The 22,116-nt window shown below is 40.9% G+C and carries 15 protein-coding genes and 2 pseudogenes; 4 read left to right on the top strand and 13 right to left on the bottom strand.

What is annotated here, in order from left to right:
* The 4 genes and pseudogenes from ACJAT7_RS11690 to ACJAT7_RS11675 all read right to left on the bottom strand — a co-directional run.
* Window positions 1-465, bottom strand: a pseudogene (locus ACJAT7_RS11690) (carboxynorspermidine decarboxylase); the annotation flags it as partial.
* A gap of 78 nt (window positions 466-543) precedes the next feature.
* Window positions 544-1,761 (bottom strand): carboxynorspermidine synthase, encoded by a 1,218-nt coding sequence (locus tag ACJAT7_RS11685; RefSeq protein ID WP_415226979.1) that lies wholly within the window; start codon window positions 1,759-1,761, stop codon window positions 544-546.
* Window position 1,762: 1 nt separating this feature from the next.
* A complete protein-coding gene (locus tag ACJAT7_RS11680) occupies window positions 1,763-3,250 on the bottom strand; it encodes a pyridoxal phosphate-dependent decarboxylase family protein (RefSeq protein ID WP_415226978.1) in 1,488 nt (495 codons plus the stop codon).
* Entirely contained in the window at window positions 3,250-4,659 is a 1,410-nt protein-coding gene (locus ACJAT7_RS11675) for a diaminobutyrate--2-oxoglutarate transaminase family protein (protein WP_415226977.1), read from the bottom strand. The genes ACJAT7_RS11680 and ACJAT7_RS11675 overlap by 1 nt, the downstream gene beginning before the upstream one ends.
* Window positions 4,660-5,131: 472 nt before the next feature.
* Here ACJAT7_RS11675 and ACJAT7_RS11670 point away from each other — a divergent pair, with 472 nt between their 5' ends.
* From ACJAT7_RS11670 to ACJAT7_RS11660, 3 genes are read left to right on the top strand one after another with little or no spacing between them, the layout of a single operon-like run.
* On the top strand, window positions 5,132-5,860 hold the full coding sequence (locus ACJAT7_RS11670) for a response regulator (RefSeq protein WP_415226976.1): 729 nt from the start codon (window positions 5,132-5,134) through the stop codon (window positions 5,858-5,860).
* 21 nt (window positions 5,861-5,881) lie between these two features.
* On the top strand, window positions 5,882-7,324 hold the full coding sequence (locus ACJAT7_RS11665) for an ATP-binding protein (RefSeq protein ID WP_415226975.1): 1,443 nt from the start codon (window positions 5,882-5,884) through the stop codon (window positions 7,322-7,324).
* Between the two features lie 31 nt (window positions 7,325-7,355).
* On the top strand, window positions 7,356-8,591 hold the full coding sequence (locus ACJAT7_RS11660; RefSeq protein WP_415226974.1) for an ABC transporter substrate-binding protein: 1,236 nt from the start codon (window positions 7,356-7,358) through the stop codon (window positions 8,589-8,591).
* A 715-nt stretch (window positions 8,592-9,306) separates the two neighbouring features.
* On the opposite strand, the gene ptsG is transcribed toward ACJAT7_RS11660, so the two are convergent.
* The 7 genes from ptsG to yccS form a co-directional block, all read right to left on the bottom strand.
* Complete coding sequence (gene ptsG / locus ACJAT7_RS11655) at window positions 9,307-10,713, bottom strand: PTS glucose transporter subunit IIBC (RefSeq protein ID WP_415226973.1); 1,407 nt, start codon at window positions 10,711-10,713, stop codon at window positions 9,307-9,309.
* Between the two features lie 426 nt (window positions 10,714-11,139).
* Complete coding sequence (dbpA, locus tag ACJAT7_RS11650) at window positions 11,140-12,528, bottom strand: ATP-dependent RNA helicase DbpA (protein WP_415226972.1); 1,389 nt, start codon at window positions 12,526-12,528, stop codon at window positions 11,140-11,142.
* Window positions 12,529-12,669: 141 nt separating this feature from the next.
* Window positions 12,670-13,878 (bottom strand): trypsin-like serine protease, encoded by a 1,209-nt coding sequence (locus ACJAT7_RS11645; protein ID WP_415226971.1) that lies wholly within the window; start codon window positions 13,876-13,878, stop codon window positions 12,670-12,672.
* Between the two features lie 32 nt (window positions 13,879-13,910).
* Window positions 13,911-14,258, bottom strand: coding sequence for a putative quinol monooxygenase (locus tag ACJAT7_RS11640; RefSeq protein ID WP_415226970.1), 348 nt, complete (start codon window positions 14,256-14,258; stop codon window positions 13,911-13,913).
* A 381-nt stretch (window positions 14,259-14,639) separates the two neighbouring features.
* Complete coding sequence (gene yeiP, locus ACJAT7_RS11635; protein ID WP_415226969.1) at window positions 14,640-15,212, bottom strand: elongation factor P-like protein YeiP; 573 nt, start codon at window positions 15,210-15,212, stop codon at window positions 14,640-14,642.
* A 45-nt stretch (window positions 15,213-15,257) separates the two neighbouring features.
* The gene (locus tag ACJAT7_RS11630; protein ID WP_415226968.1) at window positions 15,258-15,584 is read right to left on the bottom strand and encodes a TusE/DsrC/DsvC family sulfur relay protein; all 327 of its coding nucleotides are present in this window, start codon (window positions 15,582-15,584) and stop codon (window positions 15,258-15,260) included.
* A 12-nt stretch (window positions 15,585-15,596) separates the two neighbouring features.
* Complete coding sequence (yccS, locus tag ACJAT7_RS11625; protein ID WP_415226967.1) at window positions 15,597-17,801, bottom strand: YccS family putative transporter; 2,205 nt, start codon at window positions 17,799-17,801, stop codon at window positions 15,597-15,599.
* 176 nt (window positions 17,802-17,977) lie between these two features.
* Between yccS and folD the strand changes: the two genes are divergently transcribed.
* Window positions 17,978-18,835 (top strand): bifunctional methylenetetrahydrofolate dehydrogenase/methenyltetrahydrofolate cyclohydrolase FolD, encoded by an 858-nt coding sequence (gene folD, locus ACJAT7_RS11620; RefSeq protein WP_415226966.1) that lies wholly within the window; start codon window positions 17,978-17,980, stop codon window positions 18,833-18,835.
* Window positions 18,836-19,011: 176 nt separating this feature from the next.
* On the opposite strand, the gene ACJAT7_RS11615 is transcribed toward folD, so the two are convergent.
* Together ACJAT7_RS11615 and ACJAT7_RS11610 are read right to left on the bottom strand one after the other, a co-directional pair.
* Window positions 19,012-21,060, bottom strand: coding sequence for a starch-binding protein (locus ACJAT7_RS11615; RefSeq protein WP_415226965.1), 2,049 nt, complete (start codon window positions 21,058-21,060; stop codon window positions 19,012-19,014).
* Between the two features lie 691 nt (window positions 21,061-21,751).
* Window positions 21,752-22,116 (bottom strand): annotated as a pseudogene (locus ACJAT7_RS11610) (type I glyceraldehyde-3-phosphate dehydrogenase); the annotation flags it as partial.

The raw sequence follows: 22,116 nt of genomic DNA, 5'->3' as shown, positions 1-22,116 counted from the left end.
TTTTACCCCTAAACGAGAATAGGGGCGGGCAGGATCGGCTAAATCTTGCCCGGCAACACTGCGCTCGGGGTTAATACGTAATCCTAACGAGGCACTGTTAGCGCAGGCGTCATAATGGGCTGCAAGTTGGGAAAGTGAATTGAAGATGATTTTATCGGCCAACGGTTTTACCACTTCGATATCATCTTTTGAATATCCCACGCTGTAGGCATGAGTTTCACCACCGAAGGTCTCATGACCTAATTTTACCTCATAAGGACCTGAGCTTGTGGTGCCGTCCAGATAAGGCTTGATGGTGGCAAATGTGCCCCATGTTGAAAAACACTTAAGTGCCAATACCAGTTTAGCCCCTGAAATCTGCTTGAGCTGTTTGGCTTTCTCAAGGTTAGCGATTAATTTTGTTTCATCGATCAGGAAGTAAGGGGTGTTAAGGTCATTTTCAATTAAGTTTTTTTCTTTGCGCATAATGGGATCTTTTATGTTAGTAAAAATCAGATAAAAAAAAGCAAAGACAAGGTCTTTGCTTTTTTCAGACTATAAAGCTTAAGCGTCCAGCTCTTGTACCTGCCAAGTTAGACCAATGCGCGGCATTAAATCCAGGAAATAATCCGGGTTAAGCTGTTCAATATTATACAGGCCAATATCGTTCCATTTACCTTGGAAGTAAAGCAGGGCGGCGGTGATCGCCGGCACACCTGTTGTGTAGGAGATCGCCTGATGTTCAACTTCCAGATAGGCGGATTTATGGTCGCAAATATTGTAAATAAATATGCTTTTTGCCACTCCCTCTTTCTTACCTCTTACCCAAGTACCGATACAGGTTTTACCTGTATAGTTGGATGCCAGTGACGTCGGATCCGGCAGAATCGCTTTTAATACCTTGAGCGGCTCAACGGTAATACCATCACAGGTTGTCACCGGCTCTTGGCTTAATAAACCGATAGTGCGCATCACATTAAAGAAGTTGAGGTAATGGTCAGAGAAGCCCATCCAAAATTCGATCCGTTTTGCCGGTATAAATTCCGCTATTGAACGTACTTCATCATGTGCCATGGAGTAAACTTTTTGTTTGCCTACAATCGGAAAATCAAATTCCATCATACGGCTGTGGCAGGGCACGCTTTTCCACTGTTGGTTCTCAAAGTAGAACGAATCACCTTGGATTTCCAGCATATTGGTTTCAGGATCAAAGTTAGTCGCAAATTGCTGACCGTGATCACCCGCGTTCACATCCATAACATCGATACTGTCTATCTCATCAAACAGGTGTTTATGCGCATAGGTGGCAAAGACACTGACGACACCCGGATCAAAACCTGCACCTAAAATACCAGTGATACCCGCGTCTTTAAAACGCTGCGCAAATGCCCATTGCGGATCATAGGCTTCGGGAACCTGCTGGCCTGGGCTGCATAAATCGACAGCAACAGAGGTATCAAGGTAGGCCGTTTTAGTCTGCACACAGGCTTCCATAATGGTAACGTTTACCCAAGGAGGGCCTGCATTGATCAGTAAATCAGGCTTAACCTGATTGATAAGTGCGACTAATGCTTCAACATTATCGGCATCCACTTTTAAGGCTTCTATTTTTTGAGTGCTGACCTTAAGGTTATTATGACTTTTGATCGAGCTGATAATTTTTTCACACTTAGCAAGCGTGCGAGAAGCGATGGTGATATCACCAAAAACATCGTTATTTTGAGCACATTTATGAGCAATAACCCATCCGACGCCACCCGCGCCAATTTGTAATACAGACACGTTATAAAGCCTTTTTGGTTAGAGTAACAGCATGAGATTCTATTTTTGTAAATAATGAATCAAAATCACTTAATGCCAAACACGGATTAAGCAGGGTTAATTTAAGGTGAACTTTGCCATCTACCTTAGTTTCAGCAATCACAGCATCACCCGAGGTCAGCAATTGTAAACGCAGGCTCTGATGCAGCTGATTAAATTCAGCGGCAGTTAACGAACCTTGGTATTTTTCGCTTAAACGAAAGAGCACCGTTGATAGTAATGGCTCACAACACAATTCAAAACTATCGTTATGTTTCACTAAATCAGCAACCTGTAAAGTTAGCTCAAGCAGCTTATCGTACATTTCACCTAAGGTATCCGCACCGACACTTTTTAATGTCATAAACAGCTTCAGTGCATCAAAGCGTTTAGTGGTGGCAATACTTTTATCAACCAGATTCGGTAATTCATCGCCTTCACGATTTAAATAATCGGCATGGTGCAGCAGCGTATTAAAGTTGCTTTTATCTTTAATTAATAATGCGCCGCAGCTGATTGTTTGATAGAACAATTTGTGGAAATCAACACTCACTGAATCGGCAGATTCAATACCCTTTAAGCGATATTTGTGTTTTGCGCTGAGTTGCAGTGCGCCGCCATAGGCGCCATCAATATGGCTCCAGATCTGTTCTTTGCGTGCAATTTCTACAATCTTATCAAGTTCGTCAATAGCCCCATGATCTGTTGTACCTGCAGTGGCAACGACACAAATAGGTAGTAAATCCTGTGCTTTTAACGCATCGATAGTCAGCAGCAGATCATCGATATCCATCTGTCCTTGCAGATTGGTTTTTACGCAAACAACGGCGCGCTCACCTAATCCCATTAAGGATGCCGATTTTTGTACCGTAAAATGACTTCTGTTAGAGCAGATAATACGGAATTTGTGCCCATAATCAGGTAAGCCATCCTGCTGGATGCTGTGACCTGATTGATTAAAAGCAAACCAATCACGTGCCAATAAAAGCCCCATTAAATTACTTTGTGTGCCGCCGCTGGTGAACACTCCGTCAGAGCGCTCACCTAATTGATAGGTTTTACATAACCAATCGATCATTAACTGCTCCACAAAGGTCGCAGAAGATGATTGATCCCAGGAATCCATTGATTGATTGAGTGCGGCAATGAAATGTTCAGCCACCACTGAAGCGATCAGCGGTGGGGTGTGTAGATGCGCAATAGTATGCGGGTGCTGTACTAAAATAGAATTTTTAGCGATAAGTTCATTAACCGTCGTGATCACCGATTGTAACGATTGTGTTTGATTAAAATCAACTGCTTGTAATTGATCTTTAACCGTTACAGGTGATAAACCTGAATAAGGTTTATCTGCCTGCCTGAATAAATCGTTGATCGTTTCCTGAGTAAAGGCAGTCGCTTGTTCAAACGACTGGTTGTTATTACCCAGCTGTATAAAGTGTTGCCCCCATGGTGCCGATTGAGTGCTCATTATAATTTCACTGCGTGGGTCATGGCTTTTTCTATAGTGTCAATTACAAAGTTAATTTGTGTTTCACTGATAATTAATGGAGGTAAAAAGCGTAATACTGCACCTCTGCGGCCACCTTTTTCAATGATCAAACCTAACTCTAATGCCGCACGTTGAATGTTTGTTGCTAATTCAGGATCGGCTTCGGGATGGCCTAATGCGTTAAACTGTCCCGGTTTAATAATTTCCACGCCATTCATTAAACCGCGTCCACGCACTTCACCAATTTGTGGGAACTGTTGTTGAATATTAGTGAGTCCAGCACGTAATTGTTCACCACGCTGTTTTGCATTATCGGCCAGATTATCACGTTGAATAATCTCTAAGGTTTTTGCGCCACTGGCCATCGCTAATTGGTTGCCACGGAAGGTACCTGTGTGCTCACCCGGGTTCCAGCAATCCAGCTCTTTATTATAAAGGATAATAGACATCGGCATGCCGCCGCCAATCGCTTTCGATAATATTAAGATATCCGGCTCAATGCCCGCATATTCAAACGCAAAATGATCACCACTGCGCCCAACACCACATTGAATTTCATCAAAAATCAACAAGATACCCTGCTCAGTGGTGATACGGCGTAATTCTTGTAACCATTCAAGCGGCGCGGGAATAGCACCGCTTTCGCCTTGGATGGGTTCAACAATAATAGCCGCCGGTTTAGTAATGCCGCTTTCATCATCACATAACACCGATTCTATGTAACGAATGCTCTGTTTAGCACCCTCGATGCCGCCTAAGCCAAATGTGCAACGGTAGCTATACGGGAACGGAAAGAAATGCACATCAGGCATTAAACCGGTGCGGCGACTTTTTGCACCCAAGTTGCCCGTTAAAGACAAAGCACCATTAGTCATGCCGTGGTAAGCACCGTGGAAAGCAACCATGGTATTACGTTTAGTGTAAAGTTTTGCCAGTTTAATGGCCGCTTCAACCGCATCGGCACCTGAAGGTCCACAGAATTGAATACGTGCATTTTTTGCAAAGTTGTCAGGCAAAAAGTTCATCACCGCTTTGATAAAGGCATCTTTGCTTGGGGTAGTGATATCCAGCGTCTGGTAAGGCACGCCGTCATTTAATTGCTTGATTAGTACTTGATTGATTTCGCTGTGGTTATAACCTAACGGCAACGCACCTGCGCCAGCTAAACAATCCAGAAAAATTTGACCTTTAGTATCTTCGACAATAACGCCACGTGTCGTTCTAATCGCAATAGGCAAACGGCGCGGATAAGAGCGTACTTCTGATTCATAGTGCTCTTGACTTAATAGGATATTATCGGGTGTTAGATCATATAAATTAGTGACTAAAGGGATCTCTTGATCATTCAAAAGAGAAGTTTCAGGCGCTAAATTGAGGACGTTTTGCATAACGGGATCCTTATAGATTTAAAGGTTGCCATAAAATGGAACTAAAGTTGTTATATAACAAATATTGCGAGGTTAACCGTTTAATTCACGGTTCTGGTGCGTAGTTTAAGTAAATCTCGTATGACAAGAAAATCTTTACAAACGACAAGCTCACAGCGTGATTAAATAATCTAAGTAAAAACATAACATCGCGCTCCTTTGTAGTATTGTTAAGCATTATAAATATAAGATTTGAATTATAAAGCGCGCGCATTTTATCATCCATTTTCGAACAGGCAAGTGCAAAAAACATCAAAAACCACAATTATAAGGTAAGCTGTTGATATTGTTGTTTAAATTAAATAGTTTGCTGGAAATTTAAGCATCGGTGCATGGTTCAAATTTATGATCAGCTTTACTGTTAAATAAGTGCTCAATCCGTTAAAATCACAGGCTGTTTTCGTGTGTAGTAGTTAACCTCTAAGGAGTAGATGTGACTAATAATAAGCAAGTTTTAGTTGTTGATGACGATCAGGCCATACGAGAATTATTGGCTGAGTATTTATCAAAGAACAACTTTGAGGTGATCACTGCGCACGATGGTCAAGAAATGGATGAAAAATTGTTAGTGCACAGTCCGGATATTATTATTCTAGATATTATGTTGCCTGGCGATGATGGTTTTGTTTTGTGCCAACGTATTCGCCAAAATTCAAATGTGCCGATTATTATGTTAACTGCCAACTCAGATGAAATGGATCGTATATTAGGCTTGGAGATTGGTGCCGATGATTATATTGGCAAACCTTTTAGTCCAAGAGAGTTACTGGCGCGCATTAAAGCCTTATTAAGGCGAACCAATTTCGTAAAAGAATCGCTTAAAAGCTCAGAAAAAACGCGTTATTCCTCTTTTGCAAATTGGAAATTAGATAACCAGCAACACAACCTGCTGGATGAAAATAATCAAACAATCCCATTAACGGGAGCTGACTTTCAGTTATTAACCCTCTTCTTAGATAATCCCAACAGTCCTATTTCACGGGATCAAATAAGCCAGGCCTTACATGGGCGAGATGCTTTTGCCAATGAGCGGGGCATAGATGTCCATTTAAGCCGTTTACGCCAATGTTTAGGGGATGATGCCAAAGCGCCGAAAATAATTAAAACGGTACGGGGCGCGGGGTATGTGTTTATTGCACAAGTCAGCTTCGATGCTCAATGATTTATTTTGTAGGTAAATAAGATGAACTATTTTCGCTTAATGTTTGCATCGTTAATTTCTCGGATGTTATTGCTAACCATCTTTTCGGTTGTTATCGCCCAACTTGTCAGCAGTTTTTTTTTAGTCAATCAATTTGCTGAAAGCGAAGAGAAAATAGTGATACAAAATGCAAACAATTTAGCAGAAAATGCGTTAAGTACTATCTCGTTTTTTCAAAATTTGCCATTAAAATACCGTTATTTAGTGCTGGAGCAATTACGAGATTTAGGCGGAAGCCGTTTTTTTGTTTCCTTAAACAGTGAAAAAATAGATATTAACCCGATACCAGATAGCTTACTAAAAACGCGGGTTATACAAGCCGTTAAAAAAGTGTTAAAACGGCGCATTTCAGAAAATAACAATCTTAAAATTGAGTTCTCCTCTCCTGATGATCTGCATGTTTTAAAAAATGATATTCTATTAAAAGACCTGCCTCCTTCTTGGGGGGCGTATTCGTTGATAATACCCTCGGTTAAACCGCCTATTTTGGTGGTGCAGATTGAAATTGCAGAACATGAATGGTTATATTTAGCTGCAATTTTACCACCACCTTACCGACTAGTGGATAAATCCGTTATTACTCCCGCGCAGGTAATTACGCTTATATTTACCACCGTATTTGTTATTGTTTTTATCTACCTGCTGTTTTATTGGCAAACTAAGCCATTGAGACAATTGGCCATGGCCGTTTCAGAGATGAGCATCGATCTTGATCAAGCGCCATTAATCGAGGTCGGGGCATCGGAGATTGTAGCGGCAACGCGTGCCTTTAACCGCATGCAGCAAAAATTACAGCGCTATATTCGCGATCGCGAAGTCTTATTTCGTTCTATCTCTCATGATTTAAAAACCCCCATCACTCGTTTACGCCTGCGCGCCGAATTACTTGACAGCGAAAAACAAACGGAAGCATTTAATCATGACTTAGATGATCTAGAAATGTTGGTAAAAGGGGCGCTGCAAACGGTAAAAGATACTGATATTCATGAAAATATTCAGGCTGTGGATATCTTGAAATTGTTAGAGCAAATCAGCAGTTCTCAGCCCGATAAAATAAAAATAGTGGCTGTTGAAGTTACTTTATATCGTGGTAAGCCCTTAGCTTTAAAACGTTGTTTAGCTAATTTAATTGATAACGGTGTTAAATATGGTGGCGCTGTAAAAGTTTTGATTAATGATAGTGATGAAAGTTTACAGATTTTAATCCAAGATAATGGCCCCGGTATTCCTAAAAATGAGTTGGAGCATATTTTTGTACCTTATCGCCGTTTACATGACGATCAGCAGGGGTATGGTTTGGGATTAGGTATTTCACGCAATATTATCCATGCACATAATGGCGAGTTGCATTTAATCAATAGAGATGAAGGTGGATTAGAAGTTATTATCACCTTGCCTAGAGTCTATAAATCGACATCTGAGTAAAAAGTTTTCACTGTGAATTACAAGGTTAGTTATGAAAAAAAGACTTTTATTGTTGCCGCTGTTATTTAGTGCTCATGCCAACAGCGATGCGATACCATTAGAAGTTTTACATTGGTGGACCGCGCCAGGAGAGCTTGAGTCACAGAAAATACTGGAGAAATCTCTAGCAGCACAAAATATAGAATGGCAAAATTTTGCTATTGTTGGGGAGGGCGGCGACACTGCATTGCGCGTATTACAAATGCGGGCATTATCTGGGAATCCACCGGATGCCGCACAAATTAAAGGCCCGGATATAGGTGAATGGGCAAAAGTGGGTATGCTTGACGAGATAGATAAGGTCGTCGATACCACTTCTTGGCAAGATATTCTGCCGCAAGTTGTGCGTGAGACTGTTACCTATAAAGGACATTACATGGCCGTGCCTATTAATGTGCATCGGGTTAACTGGCTATGGTTAAATAAAAAAATTTTTAACGAGCTTAAATTACCTGTTCCAACAACATGGGATGATTTTTTTATTACTGCGGACAAAATTAAAGCGGCGGGATATTTACCCTTAGCGCATGGCGGTACCGCTTGGCAAGACGCATTGTTATTTGAATCAATGGCTCTCTCTTTGTTGGGGGCAGAAAAATATAGAAAAGCATTTGTAAACCATGATGAAGATGTTTTAAATTCTGTTGAAATGATCGCCGTTTTTAAAAAATTCAAACGCTTGAATACCTATCTGGACCAAAGTTTGGTTGGAAAAGATTGGTTTAATGCCAGTAAATTGATCGCAACAGATAAAGCCGCGATGCAATTTATGGGGGATTGGGCCAAGGGGATGTGGAATGCATCTGGCAAAGAGGCAATGGTTGACTATATGTGTGTCGAAGTGCCTGAGAGCAAAGGGCTTTTTAGCTACAATATAGACAGTTTTGTATTATTTGAAAAATATAATTTTCAGGCACGAAAGAATGTTCAGTCATTATTTGTAAATACGTTACTTTCAAAACAATTTCAGACTGAGTTTAATATCAGTAAAGGCTCCATTCCGGTTCGAAATGATATTGATATGAGCAAATTTGATGCATGTTCGCAAAAGTCATACCGTGCTTTTTATAACGGTCAGCTTGTACCCTCATTCACGCAAAACGTAGCAACGACCAGTCACTTACAAAACATCATCACGAAAATAATTAGTAATTATTTTAATGATCCCCAAGCCGACGCAGCTAAAACGGTTAAGCGCCTTTCCTTAGCAATTCGAGCCGTTAAATAACCCTTTGCCTTGATATTGCCATATTCCCAGCCAGCTGAATCAGCAAGTCGGGAGGTGGTCCTATTCAAGCCTTAAGTTGAAGATCCCATCGTTCTAAATCAACACCTCATAGGGCGGTCTCCCGCCTTGCCCTATGGGCAGAATGGTCGAAAACTTGCGCTGCGTTACACTATTCAAGATCTTAAATGGCTGCGTTTACATCTGCCGATAGAGGATTAACGCAGTTAATCGCTCCAGCGCCTTGTTCTTCTTAATAAGCCTGTTGCGTGAGATGCTTGTGGTTTTGTGTTACTGCACCCAATAGATTGCTAATAATGGACTTATCATACGATCTTTAAATAGAAGAGGTGATTATACCAAATCCACTCATTATCTATTCATTTATGCTTGTTAAAATGAATGCGAGCTTCGTTATTGATTTTATAATTAGAACAACTAGTTACTGCTATCAATGCATTGCTTTCATCCATTTTTCCTGCGCCTTAATAGATCATCTAATTAATGGAATTGGTATTATTAAAATATCAGCTGCATGTCACAAGCGCCGTTTCTAAGGGGGATAAGTTATGGTTGGTTAGGCTGGTTGCTTCGAAGGGTTATTGTTGTTTTACTTTAGTAGGGGTAATAATTGTAGTAAAAAAAAGTAGAGGCAATCGATTAAACTGCCTCTACTTAAAAAAAACAGGGCTGGTTTAACCCAGCCTTGTTTGATTTATTAACGTGACATGTAATTTTCCATGTCAGTTTTTAAGTTATCAGATTTAGTACCGAAGATAGCTTGAACACCGTTACCAGAAACTACAACACCTGCAGCGCCTAGTTTCTTAAGTTCAGGTTTACTAACCAGTTCAATATCTTTAACTGTTACACGTAAACGTGTGATACATGCATCTAAGTTTTCGATGTTAGCTTTGCCACCGAACGCTGCAACAAGAAGGATAGACATTTCAGTGTTATCAAGTGCAAGTTCTTGCTCAAGTTCTTCATCTTCACGACCTGGAGTTTTAAGGTCAAACTTAGCGATTACAACACGGAACACTGTGTAGTAGATTGCTGCATAACCAAGTCCCATTACAGGGAATAACCAGAATTTTTGTGAGTTGCTTGATAATACGATGAAATCAATCAGACCATGTGAGAATGAAGTACCGTGAACCATACCTAACATGTTAGTTAAGATAAATGCAGAACCAGCTAGTAGCGCATGGATTGCATATAACAAAGGCGCTACGAATAGGAATGCAAATTCGATTGGCTCAGTAATACCTGTTAAGAATGAAGTTAACGCAGCAGAAAGCATGATACCCATTACTTTAGCGCGATTTTCAGGCTTGGCAGAGTGTGCAATTGCGATAGCAGCAGCAGGAAGACCGTACATTTTAAACATGTAAGCACCGGCTAGTTGACCGAAACCATTACCAGCAGCACGTGATGCATCATCAGCTGATAGGTAACATGTTAAAATACCGTTAAGTTGTTCACCAGCAGCATTTACACAAGAGCCAGCTTCAAAGAAGAAAGGTACGTTCCAGATATGGTGTAGACCAAATGGGATTAATGAACGCTCAACAACGCCGTAAATACCAAATGCAACAACTGGGTTTTGGTTAGCAGCCCATTCAGAGAATGCAGCAATACCGTTACCAATTGGAGGCCAAACAACAGCAAGGATAGCACCCATAATAATGGCAGCAAAACCTGTCATAATAGGTACAGCACGTTTACCGGCAAAGAAACCTAAGTAGTCAGGTAATGTAATGTTGTAGAAACGGTTGAACATTGCAGCAGCAACACCACCAGCAACGATACCACCAAGTACACCTGTATTCGCGCCAGGAGCAAGTACTTCAACAGTTTTCATCATGATCACATAACCAACAACAGCAGCAAGACCAGCAACACCGTCATTTTTTGTGAATCCTAATGCAACACCAATTGCAAAAATAAGCGCCATATTACCAAATACAGCACCACCAGCTTGTTCCATCAGCTGAGAAACAACATCTGGTAAAATGCCAAATTTAGCAGCACCGACACCCAGTAAAATACCTGCGATTGGTAATACTGATACAGGAAGCATTAATGACTTCCCTACTTTTTGTAAATTCCCGAATATATTCATGAACAACTCTCCAGTTGGTTAATTTTCTGCTTACAGGTTACTAATATTAATTGCAGCAAATATCAGATTATTTATATTGCTTAAAATTTACGATGGTTACATTGCAAATTTTAAGCGGATAAAATAGTTCATCTATTTGATGCTATTTTTACTAAATTGAACGTCTTTCAATTCAAGTGGGGCAAGTATATACAAGCAGAAATAAAATTTCGTGACGGAATTATCATATTATTCGGTACGTTACACTTACTTACACAAATACAGTAGGTGTTACGTTCTGTTACAAAGCGGTGATGTAAATTGATTTTTTATTACGTTAAGTGTTGTGGCGGGGCAATAAATTTTATGTAAAAGTGATTTTTGATATAGAAAAGTACCAAGCCACTTCAGTTTCAAATGTGAAGAGGCTTGGTAAGCGCACGCTTGTTATCCTCTAACAACCATTACCCTGAAATTACGACCTTTAAGTTTTCCTTCACTTAATTTTTTAAACGCTGTTTTGATACAATCTCGTTGTACGGCAACATATGCCCAATTATCTGAAACTTGGATTTTCCCTACCTGCTCGCCAGCAATGCCATCAACACCTGTTAATGCGCCGACAACGTCACCTGGACGGATTTTTTGTTTTTTACCCCCTTCGATACGCAGGGTTATCATACTTGATTGCGTCGGTGTTTTATCTAAAGCGTCGTAAGAAGGCAGTTGCTGACTTTCAATAGTACGATCTAGGTAATCTTCAAGTAATGCTATTCTATGGCTGTCTTTACTGCTATAGAAAGAGAAAGCAAGACCTTTGCTGCCCGCTCGTCCTGTTCGCCCAATACGATGTACATGTACTTCTTGATCGTGTGCGATATGGTAGTTAAAAACTGCGCTAAGATTGTCAATATCTAACCCGCGGGCAGCAACATCCGTTGCGACTAATATGCTGGCACTTTTATTTGAAAAACGGATCAATGCCTGATCGCGTTCTTTTTGTTCTAAATCGCCGTGCAATGGGATCGCACTAAAGCCTCTATTTGCCAGTTCATCAGCAACCTCTTGCACTTCTCGTTTAGTATTACAAAATACAACAGACGATTCCGGTTGATAGTGCTGCAATAATAAGCGCAGCGCAATCATACGATCTTCATTGTTTTCAACTTTATAAAAAGATTGCTTAATAATGTCGTTATTATGTGTCGATTCAACTTTAACCGTAACGGGATCTTTTAAAATACGTTTGGCTATTTTGCTGATTTGCTCTGGAAAGGTGGCACTAAATAACAGTGTTTGGCGGACTTTGGGAGCCTGGTCGATAATCGAATCAATGGAATCTTGAAAACCCATATCGAGCATGCGATCTGCTTCATCCAATACCAATATTTGTAAATCATCCAGGCGCAAGGTTCCTTTGCGCAGGTGATCTTCGATTCGCCCGGGTGTACCAACAATAATATGCGCACCGTGTTCAAGTGAACCGATTTGCGGGCCAAACGGCACACCACCACATAAGGTCAGGACTTTAATGTTGTGAACGGTACGGGCTAGTCTGCGTATCTCTTTTCCTACCTGATCTGCAAGTTCACGTGTCGGACATAAGATCAATGATTGGATACGGAAGCGTTTGACATTAAGTTTTTCAAGCACCCCTAAAGCAAACGCAGCTGTTTTACCTGATCCGGTTTTAGCTTGGGCAATAATATCCTTACCGGCTAAAATATGGGGTAGACTTTGTGCCTGAATCTCTGTCATTGATAAGTAATCAAGAGAGTCTAGGTTTTTTAATAGATCAGCATGCAACGCTATCGACGAGAAGGGTTGTTGACTCAAAATGAGATTCCTGTATTGAAACGGTTAAAAATTGATTATTATAACAGTATGTGAGTTAGTTCACAAAGTTGTTTGTTGGTAATTGAGGATCTAAAAAGGGCACGAAATGCCCTCATTATTAACCGTTAACCTTAATCTGTTTTAAGGATAATAGCGACGCACCGCTATTAATGGCAGTAGCAGAAAAACGAAGAAACCCAGCGAACCTGATGAGTGAGATAAAACCAAAGGAACGCCGTAAAGTTTGGATTCATGCATATCCGATCCGGCAATAGTAGAACTCGCTGTAATCGTGGCATAGTGGGCATTACTATCTAACGGTGCATAAGTAACCGGAAATTGACAACTGCTATGTGCATCAATTGTGGTGCAGCCACTACCATCAAAGCTGAAGTAGTCTGATCCCGCAATCGTGTAAGTGAAGCTGGCGCTGCTGTCTGAGTTATTATCGACCGTTATCTGTTTAACACTGCTGCTATTGACTGAAGTTGATAGGAATTGTGTGGTTGAGGTGATCCAAAATGTATGGATAATGCTTCCAATCCAATCGGAAAAAACGGCAATGCGCGTGTAAACGCCCGGACTGCCTGGCGCTGCGCACCCTATCCCCCAACTTACAATACCGAGTTGCTGCCAACCGTAATTGTTATTAGCCATAAGCGGGCCACCACTGTCTCCCTGGCAAGCATCTACCCCTCCTTCAGGGAGGCCTGCGCAAATCATTTGATCTGTGTAGGCTGAGCCTAAACTATTGCTGCACTGCTGATCTGTATTGAGTGGTACCACCACTTCGCGCAGTATATCGGGATAATCTGGGGTTGGCGGTACTGATTCATAGGCAACCGTTGAGCCCCAACCGATTACAGTTGCAGGGCTTTGTTGCGCGATGAGCACCTCGGTATCATTGAGATCAACCATCGAGTTCGTTGGATTAGCGACTGGCGATGCTAATTTCAGCAACGCAATATCATTTCCGAGTTGGGCCGGATCATAATTTGGATGGGTAAATATTTGTGCAATATTGGTTGATGGCGTAAGCGGTAATGAATTTAAATCATATTCTCCCACGGTAGCCACAATTTCAGAGGGACGCAGCGGTAAGTCATATGAATCAAACATACAGTGAGCCGCGGTGAGTACCCACTGTTCGTTAATTAAGGAGCCACCACAAAAATGTTGATTTCTATAAGTTGATTTAATGCTAACAACCGCTAGCCACTGTTCACTGCTGCTTTCAATCCCCCCGACAATACGTGTTGTGATTGTTGGCTCTGCAGTACTTGCCAAAGCTGGCAGCGCAACTGCCAATAGGGCTGTTGGTAAAAGGGTGGCAAACAATTGTTTCATCATTTAATCCTTCTATTTTTATCTGCTAATCTATTTTACAGCAGTGGCGCATCGTAATTTTGCGGCTGATCGCTATAGACACAGACATTATAATTTTCCACTAAACCTGTTTCTGCCGCACAGTGAGTATCAAAAAAAGCAACAATCTCCTGGCGCACGCAATGCGCTTCAAAAGCTGTTTTATCGCGCCACACTTCATTAAAAACAATCGGGAAACTGCTCCCTGGTGCAAAATCATTATCAATATGACGTGTGACTAAATATTGAATGCAGCCGTCTTCACGTTGTGCATTTGGCTCAAGTGCTTGCAGCACTTTAAACAGTTCATCCAGCTTGCCCGTTTTAGGTTGAAACATTGCGATACAGTATATTTTTTGAGACATAGTAACCTAGTTAAATATAGTTGAATGTAAGTGAAAAAATCACGTTTTCAGGGGGATTAAAATGATATTACCAAAAACACAGCAATTAAAGCGTGTTATTTGTGCGACGCCGCAATCATTCGCTATCTTGCATTCCAGTTGATACCTGGTGGCGGATGGCGTTTACATCCTCACATACTGGGACAGTTTTGCCTATTATATCACTGCTAGTATTAATGACCGGTTTCGATCTCTTAAATTTTGTTCACAGTTTCCATAACAGTTGCGCGCTAACTAAACCGCAGCCCAAAAATAAAAAAGGACGTTACATTAGTATCGTCCTTTTTAACTTTGACTGCTTATTTTGCTTGCACTGGGTTTGCTAGCGGAGGGTTTAAATTATTACTTATCAGCACGGCCCATAAATTTATGCTCAGTCGTGTTTATTTTTATTCTGTCGCCAGTTGAGATATGTTCCGGTACTTGAATTGTTAGGCCGGTAGAGAGCGTTGCTGGTTTGGTGCGCGCTGTTGCCGAGCCACCTTTAATTGATGGCGATGTTTCGATTATCTCAAGATCAACACTTGAAGGTAATTCCAGCGTGACAGGTGTGCCATCGACTAAAACCACTTGAAGGCCTTGCGTATTTTCATCAATAAATAGCACTTCGTCGGCGATGCCCTCTTTATTTAGATTGTACGGCGTATAATCTTCACTATCCATGAAGACTAATTGCTCGCCATCAAGATAAGAAAACATAACATTGCGACGAATTAAATCAGCTAAAGGCAGCATATCGCTATCTTTAAACGTTTCATCAATTTTTGAACCTGTGACCACATCGTACATACGCATACGATATAAGCTGCCACCTGAACGTCCTTGTGGAACAGAGCGTTCAATATCTCTAATGATATAAACTCTGTTATTGTATTCGACTGCGGTATTTTTTTTGATATCACTTGCCTTTGGCATCGTACTTTCCTTAGATGTTGTTTTTAATAATTAATATTGTTGCGATTAGATACAGCGAGCCGGCTTGGGTAAACCTGCAATTTTAGTCGCTTGTTTTGCGGGCCCTTTGGGAAATAGACGGTATAAATAGCGACTACTTATTTTATCTTTTCCATATTTCTTTTCCAACGCTTTAACTAATGCGCGAATGGCTGGCGATGTATTATATTCAAGATAAAATTCACGGACAAAGTTAATTACTTGCCAGTGTTCTGTACTCATCTTGATTGATTCTAATTCGGCAATATAAATAGCCAGTTTTTCTGTCCATAATGTCGAATCAAGCAGATAGCCTTGAGGATCTGTTGGGTAGTCTTGGCCATTAAATAACAAATTATGTTTCCTTTATCTGATATCAGTAGTTTTACTGGCGAAATTCACCTGTTGTAAAAGAAGCTGTATATCCAGTGCGGTGAACGCAATCAGACGTAACTGTTCCACAAACAACAATGTTTCTCCGGATAACTTCGCTTTGTAGTTTTCGATTGTTTCAATCGCGCTGACAAGCTCTGCATCATCCACTTTGCGGCTGTTGGCTGATGACATCTGTTTTGCAGTGGCATTGATTAAATTTTGTAAGGCGCGGTTTTGTTCGAAATCATCCATTTTATGGCGGTGTGATGCCAACGCCGCAATATATGAAACTAAGGCATCGCAGCGATTAACTAATGCATAAACTTCTTTGGTCAATTTCTGCTTAGAGCTGGGTTCAAATAGCATGCTTTGCCATGCACTGGTCAATGTCGCATCACTTTGAAAGGTTTTAAAACGCGTCATGCGATAATTTAAGTTCTCACTTCGACCATCTTGGTATTGCAGGCTCACCTGTTTAAAATAACGGCCGCTTAGCAGTAACAATTGATTAACTAAGGTGGGGAAGCGTTGGAACTGCCAGTCAGGCAGAATAAATGTGATGGCTAAGATGCTTAGCCCACCGCCTAATAATGTTTCACCAATGCGAGCAGGTAAAATTTCCATACCTGTGCCGTTTAATAAATTAAATAGAAACATAACAAATAGGGTGATAAAGATCATCGCTAATGAATAGTTGGTACGTAAATAGTTGAAAAATAAAAATGCGCTCAATAGGAGCAAAATAACTTGTGCAAATATTCCATCAATTGACAGGAGAATCGGGTAACCAAGTAGTATGCCGAGTAAGGTCCCGATACTGCGCTGTATTAAGCGTTTACGTGTTTCACTAAAACTCGGCTGGCAAACAAACAATACCGTCAACACCAGCCAAAATCCCTGTGGTAATTGTAAAAGGTGCTGTAAAACAAAGGCAACAGATAAACTCACGCTTATTCTAACGGCATGTTTAAAAACGGGATTTGTTGCTTTCATCGCATTGAGCAGTTGTCTGGGAACCGATAGAGTAGATCGATTTTCCTCTTCAATCTCTTTAATCGGCGCTTCGTTTGGCTTCGTTTGGCTGACCGATAACAGTAAATCATCAATACCTTGCAGGTTTTCGTAAATCGCTTGTAGTGCCTGCATCGATTCATTGTTATTGTCAAAAAACTGCAACTTCTGTTTAAGCAGATAGAGTTGATCGGATAACGCGTTGATGGTCCATTTTAAGCGTCGACTATGGCGATATTTTTTCTTATCATTAATCGCCACACCCAGTTGATAACAATCTTCACTTAATTGTAATAAGAGCTGATGGTACCCCTCAAGGATTTGGCTTTCTCCAAAGATATTTTCCAGCTGGCTATATAAGTATTGGCTTGCGCTGATTCGTTCATGTATTTGCTCGGCAATACAATAATAGCCATTGAGTTTATAAAGCTCCTTTTGCTTCTGACAGATTTGAAAACGAGATTCAATAATCCGCTTCGACTGCTCAAGACGCGCCATAGTGGAAATGTTCTGTATCGCTAGTTGCTGACGGACAGATAAAATACCTTCTTTACTGGTACCTTCTTTTTCATTGAACAGAGCCGATTTCTGTTGTTGGTAACGGCTTAATGAAAAGAACAGTTGCGCTAACTGTTCTCGCAGGGAACGGTAAGGGGAATAAAAATTCCAAACAATTGAAAATAGACCATACCAAAGTGCCCCAATGCTTAATAAGAGAGGCTGTTCAAACCAATTGGTAGCTGTCTGATGACCAATCATGGTATATATTGCAATTAAAACCGCACCGAATCCAACTTTATTGTAATGAGTCCCCAGCACCGCAAGCATCATAAAAGAAAAACTAGAAATAAACAGACCCAGAGCAAACAGTGTCGGGTAGGGCATTAGCAGTTCTACAGAGCTTGAGGCGATAAAAAAACAGAGTACGATGGTTGCAATAAATTTGCCTCTGCCTTTATAGTTATCATCTGTTTCCACAATCGCACTGGCCATTACGCCTAAACATAATGAGATGGAGATGTGCAGGCTGTTTTGTGTAAAAAAAGAGAATAAATTGCTGTTGAGCGCAGGAATAAAGGTAATTGCCATGGCAATGAATACGCGTAACCCGGAATGAGTATTTGAGTCAGATATAAGTTTGCGTAGTGTCGTTTTAAAAATAAACGTTGAATTCGATGTTTGCATTAAATTGTCTATAGTGTGCGATTGATGGCCGATCCCATTAACTCGCTAGTATATGATCTAAATTTAAAAATAGAAAAGATAAAATCAAGTTCACTCAGTATGATTCATGTGACATCAGGCGATTGTTTTGCGACAATAGCAACAATCATAATTATCACACATTAGAGAGTTGTTCAATGTCTGCACAAATCATAGACGGAAAAGCGATTGCAGCCGTAATTACCGATAAAGTAGCGCAAGAAGTTCAAGCTCGCGTAACTAAAGGTTTACGGGTTCCTGGCCTCGCGGTTATTTTAGTGGGGGGCGATCCTGCTTCACAAATATACGTACAAAGTAAACGCCGAACGTGTGAGAAGGTAGGCTTTACTTCAAAATCATTTGATTTGCCGGCAACGACCAGTCAAGCAGAACTGTTGTCATTAATCGATGATCTTAATGCCGATTCCACCATTGATGGAATTTTAGTACAATTTCCGTTACCTGACGGGCTTGATGAAACATTGGTTATTGAACGTATTCACCCTGATAAAGATGTTGATGGTTTCCATCCTTATAATGTCGGCCGCTTAGCACAACGGATCCCTCTTCTTCGTTCATGTACGCCGCGCGGTATGATTAGCATGATTGAATCAATTGGTGTTGATATTAAAGGTAAACATGCTGTTGTGGTTGGCGCGTCAAATATCGTTGGTCGGCCGATGACATTGGAACTGCTACTCGCGGGATGCACAACCACCTGCTGCCATCGTTTTACTGTAGATTTAGAACATTATATCAAGCAAGCCGATGTGTTAGTTGTCGCTCGCGGTAAAGCCAATTTCATCCCTGGAGAATGGATAAAAGAGGGCGCTATAGTATTAGATGTTGGTATTAATCGCTTAGAAAACGGTAAAATTTGCGGCGATGTTGATTTTGAAACGGCGAAAGAACGTGCGGCTTGGATCTCTCCTGTACCTGGCGGCGTAGGGCCAATGACGGTGGCAACCTTGATTCAAAACACCCTGTTTGCCTGTGAAAATTTCCATAGTAAATAGCGCTAATCACTGCTAACCATTTTAAAAAAGAGCTTAAGGGCTCTTTTTTTGCTTTTACAAACTGAGCCTGATCCTCAGACACAAAAAAGCCCGGTAAAAACCGGGCAAACCTGATAGGAGACGAAAGGTTTATTGAGCTAATAGCTTTACTAGTGCGTTTAAGAGCACGTAGTTTTTTACTGACAATTGGTCAGAGCAGACCAATTCCCAGAGAAGTAACATAGGTTATCCCCCGTGGTATTTAGATCTGCAGTTTGGTTAGCGCCATTTTCACTGAAGATGACATTTAAGCTGCTTAGCTTAGTGCCAAAGTCGTGACAGTAACTGTTACCTTTTTTCTGCATCGCTACACCGGGCCAGTTCGCGTCAGCGACTGTAGAGTCAGCCGCAACAGACCAATAGTAAATTGTTGGTTGACTAAAGCCTGCTTGGTTGTCATAACAGACACTTGTATCACCACTACCAGTCGGTTGCGTTGAACTGCCTTTTATCTCAAAGCCACAATCTGTAAGTGATTTCCATGCGCCATCTATATAACAGCCTGCACCCGCCACGCTTAAATCAGCCGTTTGATTGGCGCCTCTATTACTAAAAATAGCGTTGATACTGTTTAGCTCTACCGTTAAATCATGACAGTAAAAATCACCATTTTTTTGCATTGTGATACCTGGCCACGAAGCATTCGCTAAGCTACCTGCTGGTTGAGCGGCCCAGTAATACAAGGTATTTAGCTTTTCTGAAGTACAAATAGAAGTTGCTACTATTGGAGTCGCTGGTTTAGGAGCGTCATTACCATTACAGTCATCACCCACACATGCATCACCTATTTTTGCGCCAACATGAATTGCTGCTGCATTATCCCCACTGACATTAAAGTGAGCTTGACCGCCACTTACGGTAATTACAGCAGGGCCTTTAGCATCTGCGGCCGCATTACACTGACCGCTGTTTTCATCAAAATCAGCTTCAATAATATTACAATAATCGCCATCTACCATTCCTGTATCAAAGCTTTGGTCTATGCTGCTGCCATTACGTTTATTAATGACCACAAAGCCTAAACCGCCACGACCAAAGGAAATTTGATCATTACCGTTTTGCCACCAGTTACTGATATTCCATTGTGCGGCAGTATGATTACGGAAAGCTACCATATTAGCAATACCGCGCCATTTATGTTCACACACCCAGTTTCCGCCGTCAAAACCACAAGCATTACCTGTATGTACACCGCTACTTGGTGGGCCTGCATTAAAGTTACCATTAAAGAAGTAACCTGACATAATCTTTGGATAACCGTAGGGATACGCCAACATAAAGATATTCGCTAAATAGTAACCATCACCCTGTGTACCATGCCAAATGGGGCCATTAGGATTATGTCTTTCTTCATCGTGGTTAGTGACAAAGGTGACTGCATCTGAGCTAGATAGCTCTAATTGATTGCTTAAATCTTTTAGCCAGGCAATATCGCTATTGCGAAATGCAGGCCCCAACTTACGGGCAAATCCAAATTCAGTAACATCACCAATAAAGGTGTACTCAGATGGACGAACTGGCTCGCCAGATGCACCAATTACCTCTTGGAATATGTAAGGGTTACCGTTTAATTTCCCTTTAATTGCGGCAAGATCACCTGCTGGAATATGTTTAGCGGCATCAATGCGGAAACCCGCTACACCCATACTAATTGCGTCATTCATGTAATCGGCTATTTTTTGACGGACGTAATCAGAGCCTGTTTTTAGATCGTTAAGGCCAACTAAATCACAGTTTTGTATCTCCCAGCGATTACCATAATTGATATCATGAGTACAAGAATTGAAATCATTGGGACCAAACGGCACTTCTGGGAAATTTCTGTCGTAAGCCGCCATATGATTAATCACGGCATCAACATAAATATCAACACCTACCGCCTTACAGCGTTGCACCATATGTTGGAATTGGTTGCGATTACCGCTGCGTCCCTCAAAAGAGTAGCTCACTGGTTGATAACGACTCCACCACGCCTCTGCGTTATGAGATTTTGTCGGTGGAGAGACTTGCACTGCGGCAAATCCTTTTGGTCCAAGAAAGGTTTCACATTCTTGAGCGATGTCTTCCCATTGCCATTCAAAGAGGTGGACAAAAGCGGTTCTAGGTACCGCCATAGCACTGGATGTAAATCCCAGTATTACTCCAGCTAGCAGGGTACTAGTGGTAAGTTTACTAAATATTCTCATTTTTTACTTTCCTATATATTCGTTAAGCGTCTCTACAGATAGTATTCACCGCCACTTTATAGTGTTTAGCGATGTGAGATTAAGTAACATCAGGAACAAACCGCAAGCAATAGTAAAGATCATTTTTTCATCAATCACTTATCCTAGAAAAATAAAGTACACTTGTTTTTAGTACAGTAGGTATATCTGGTTGTAAATTGAGCAATAAATCACAATATAGACGATAGATAATCCTTAATATCAATCAGACTTCAAGTAAATACTTTTTTGATAAACACTTAACTTATAAAAACAGTTGATCACAAATAAAAAATAATATACCCCTCCAAGAGTGAAAGTTATTATAGCTATTTAGGTGTAAAATTTAGAAATCGCTCCCTGGCCGCTCTTTATCTTGACGTTAACGGGGAGAGTAAGGGGGTATTTGTCCTGATTTTACCGCTGTCTTTTCCTATCCGGCACAAAAAAGCCCATACCGAAGTACAGGCTTAAAACAAATCTTAGCTAATAACTATTATTTTGAGATAAGAGTAATTAGGTCAAGAACTTTGTTTCTTGGGGGTATAGCGCCCGATTTCGTTATCGTAGCAAGAGAGGCAATTTAACTACACGATTTTATCTTACACAAATTTCAGGCACAAAAAAGCCCATACCGAAGTACAGGCTTAAAACAAATCTTAGCTAATAACTATTATTTTGAGATAAGAGTAATTAGGTCAAGAACTTTGTTTGAGTAACCGATTTCGTTGTCGTACCAAGATACTACTTTAACGAATTTTTCAGTTAGTGCAACACCAGCTTTCGCATCAAAGATTGAAGTAAGTGTTTCACCATTGAAGTCAGTTGAAACAACAGCATCTTCAGTGTAACCAAGAACGCCAGCCATTTCGCCTTCAGAAGCTGCTTTCATTGCTGCACAAATTTCTTCGTATGTAGCAGCAGTTTTTAGGTTAACAGTTAAGTCAACAACAGAAACGTTAGCAGTTGGGACGCGGAAAGCCATACCAGTTAGAAGACCGTTAAGTTCAGGAAGAACTTTACCTACTGCTTTAGCAG

This window comes from Psychromonas sp., from assembly GCF_047632995.1.
Lineage (GTDB): Bacteria > Pseudomonadota > Gammaproteobacteria > Enterobacterales > Psychromonadaceae > Psychromonas.
Note: the sequence above shows the minus strand (reverse complement) of the source record. Positions and strands in the feature narration are given on the sequence as shown.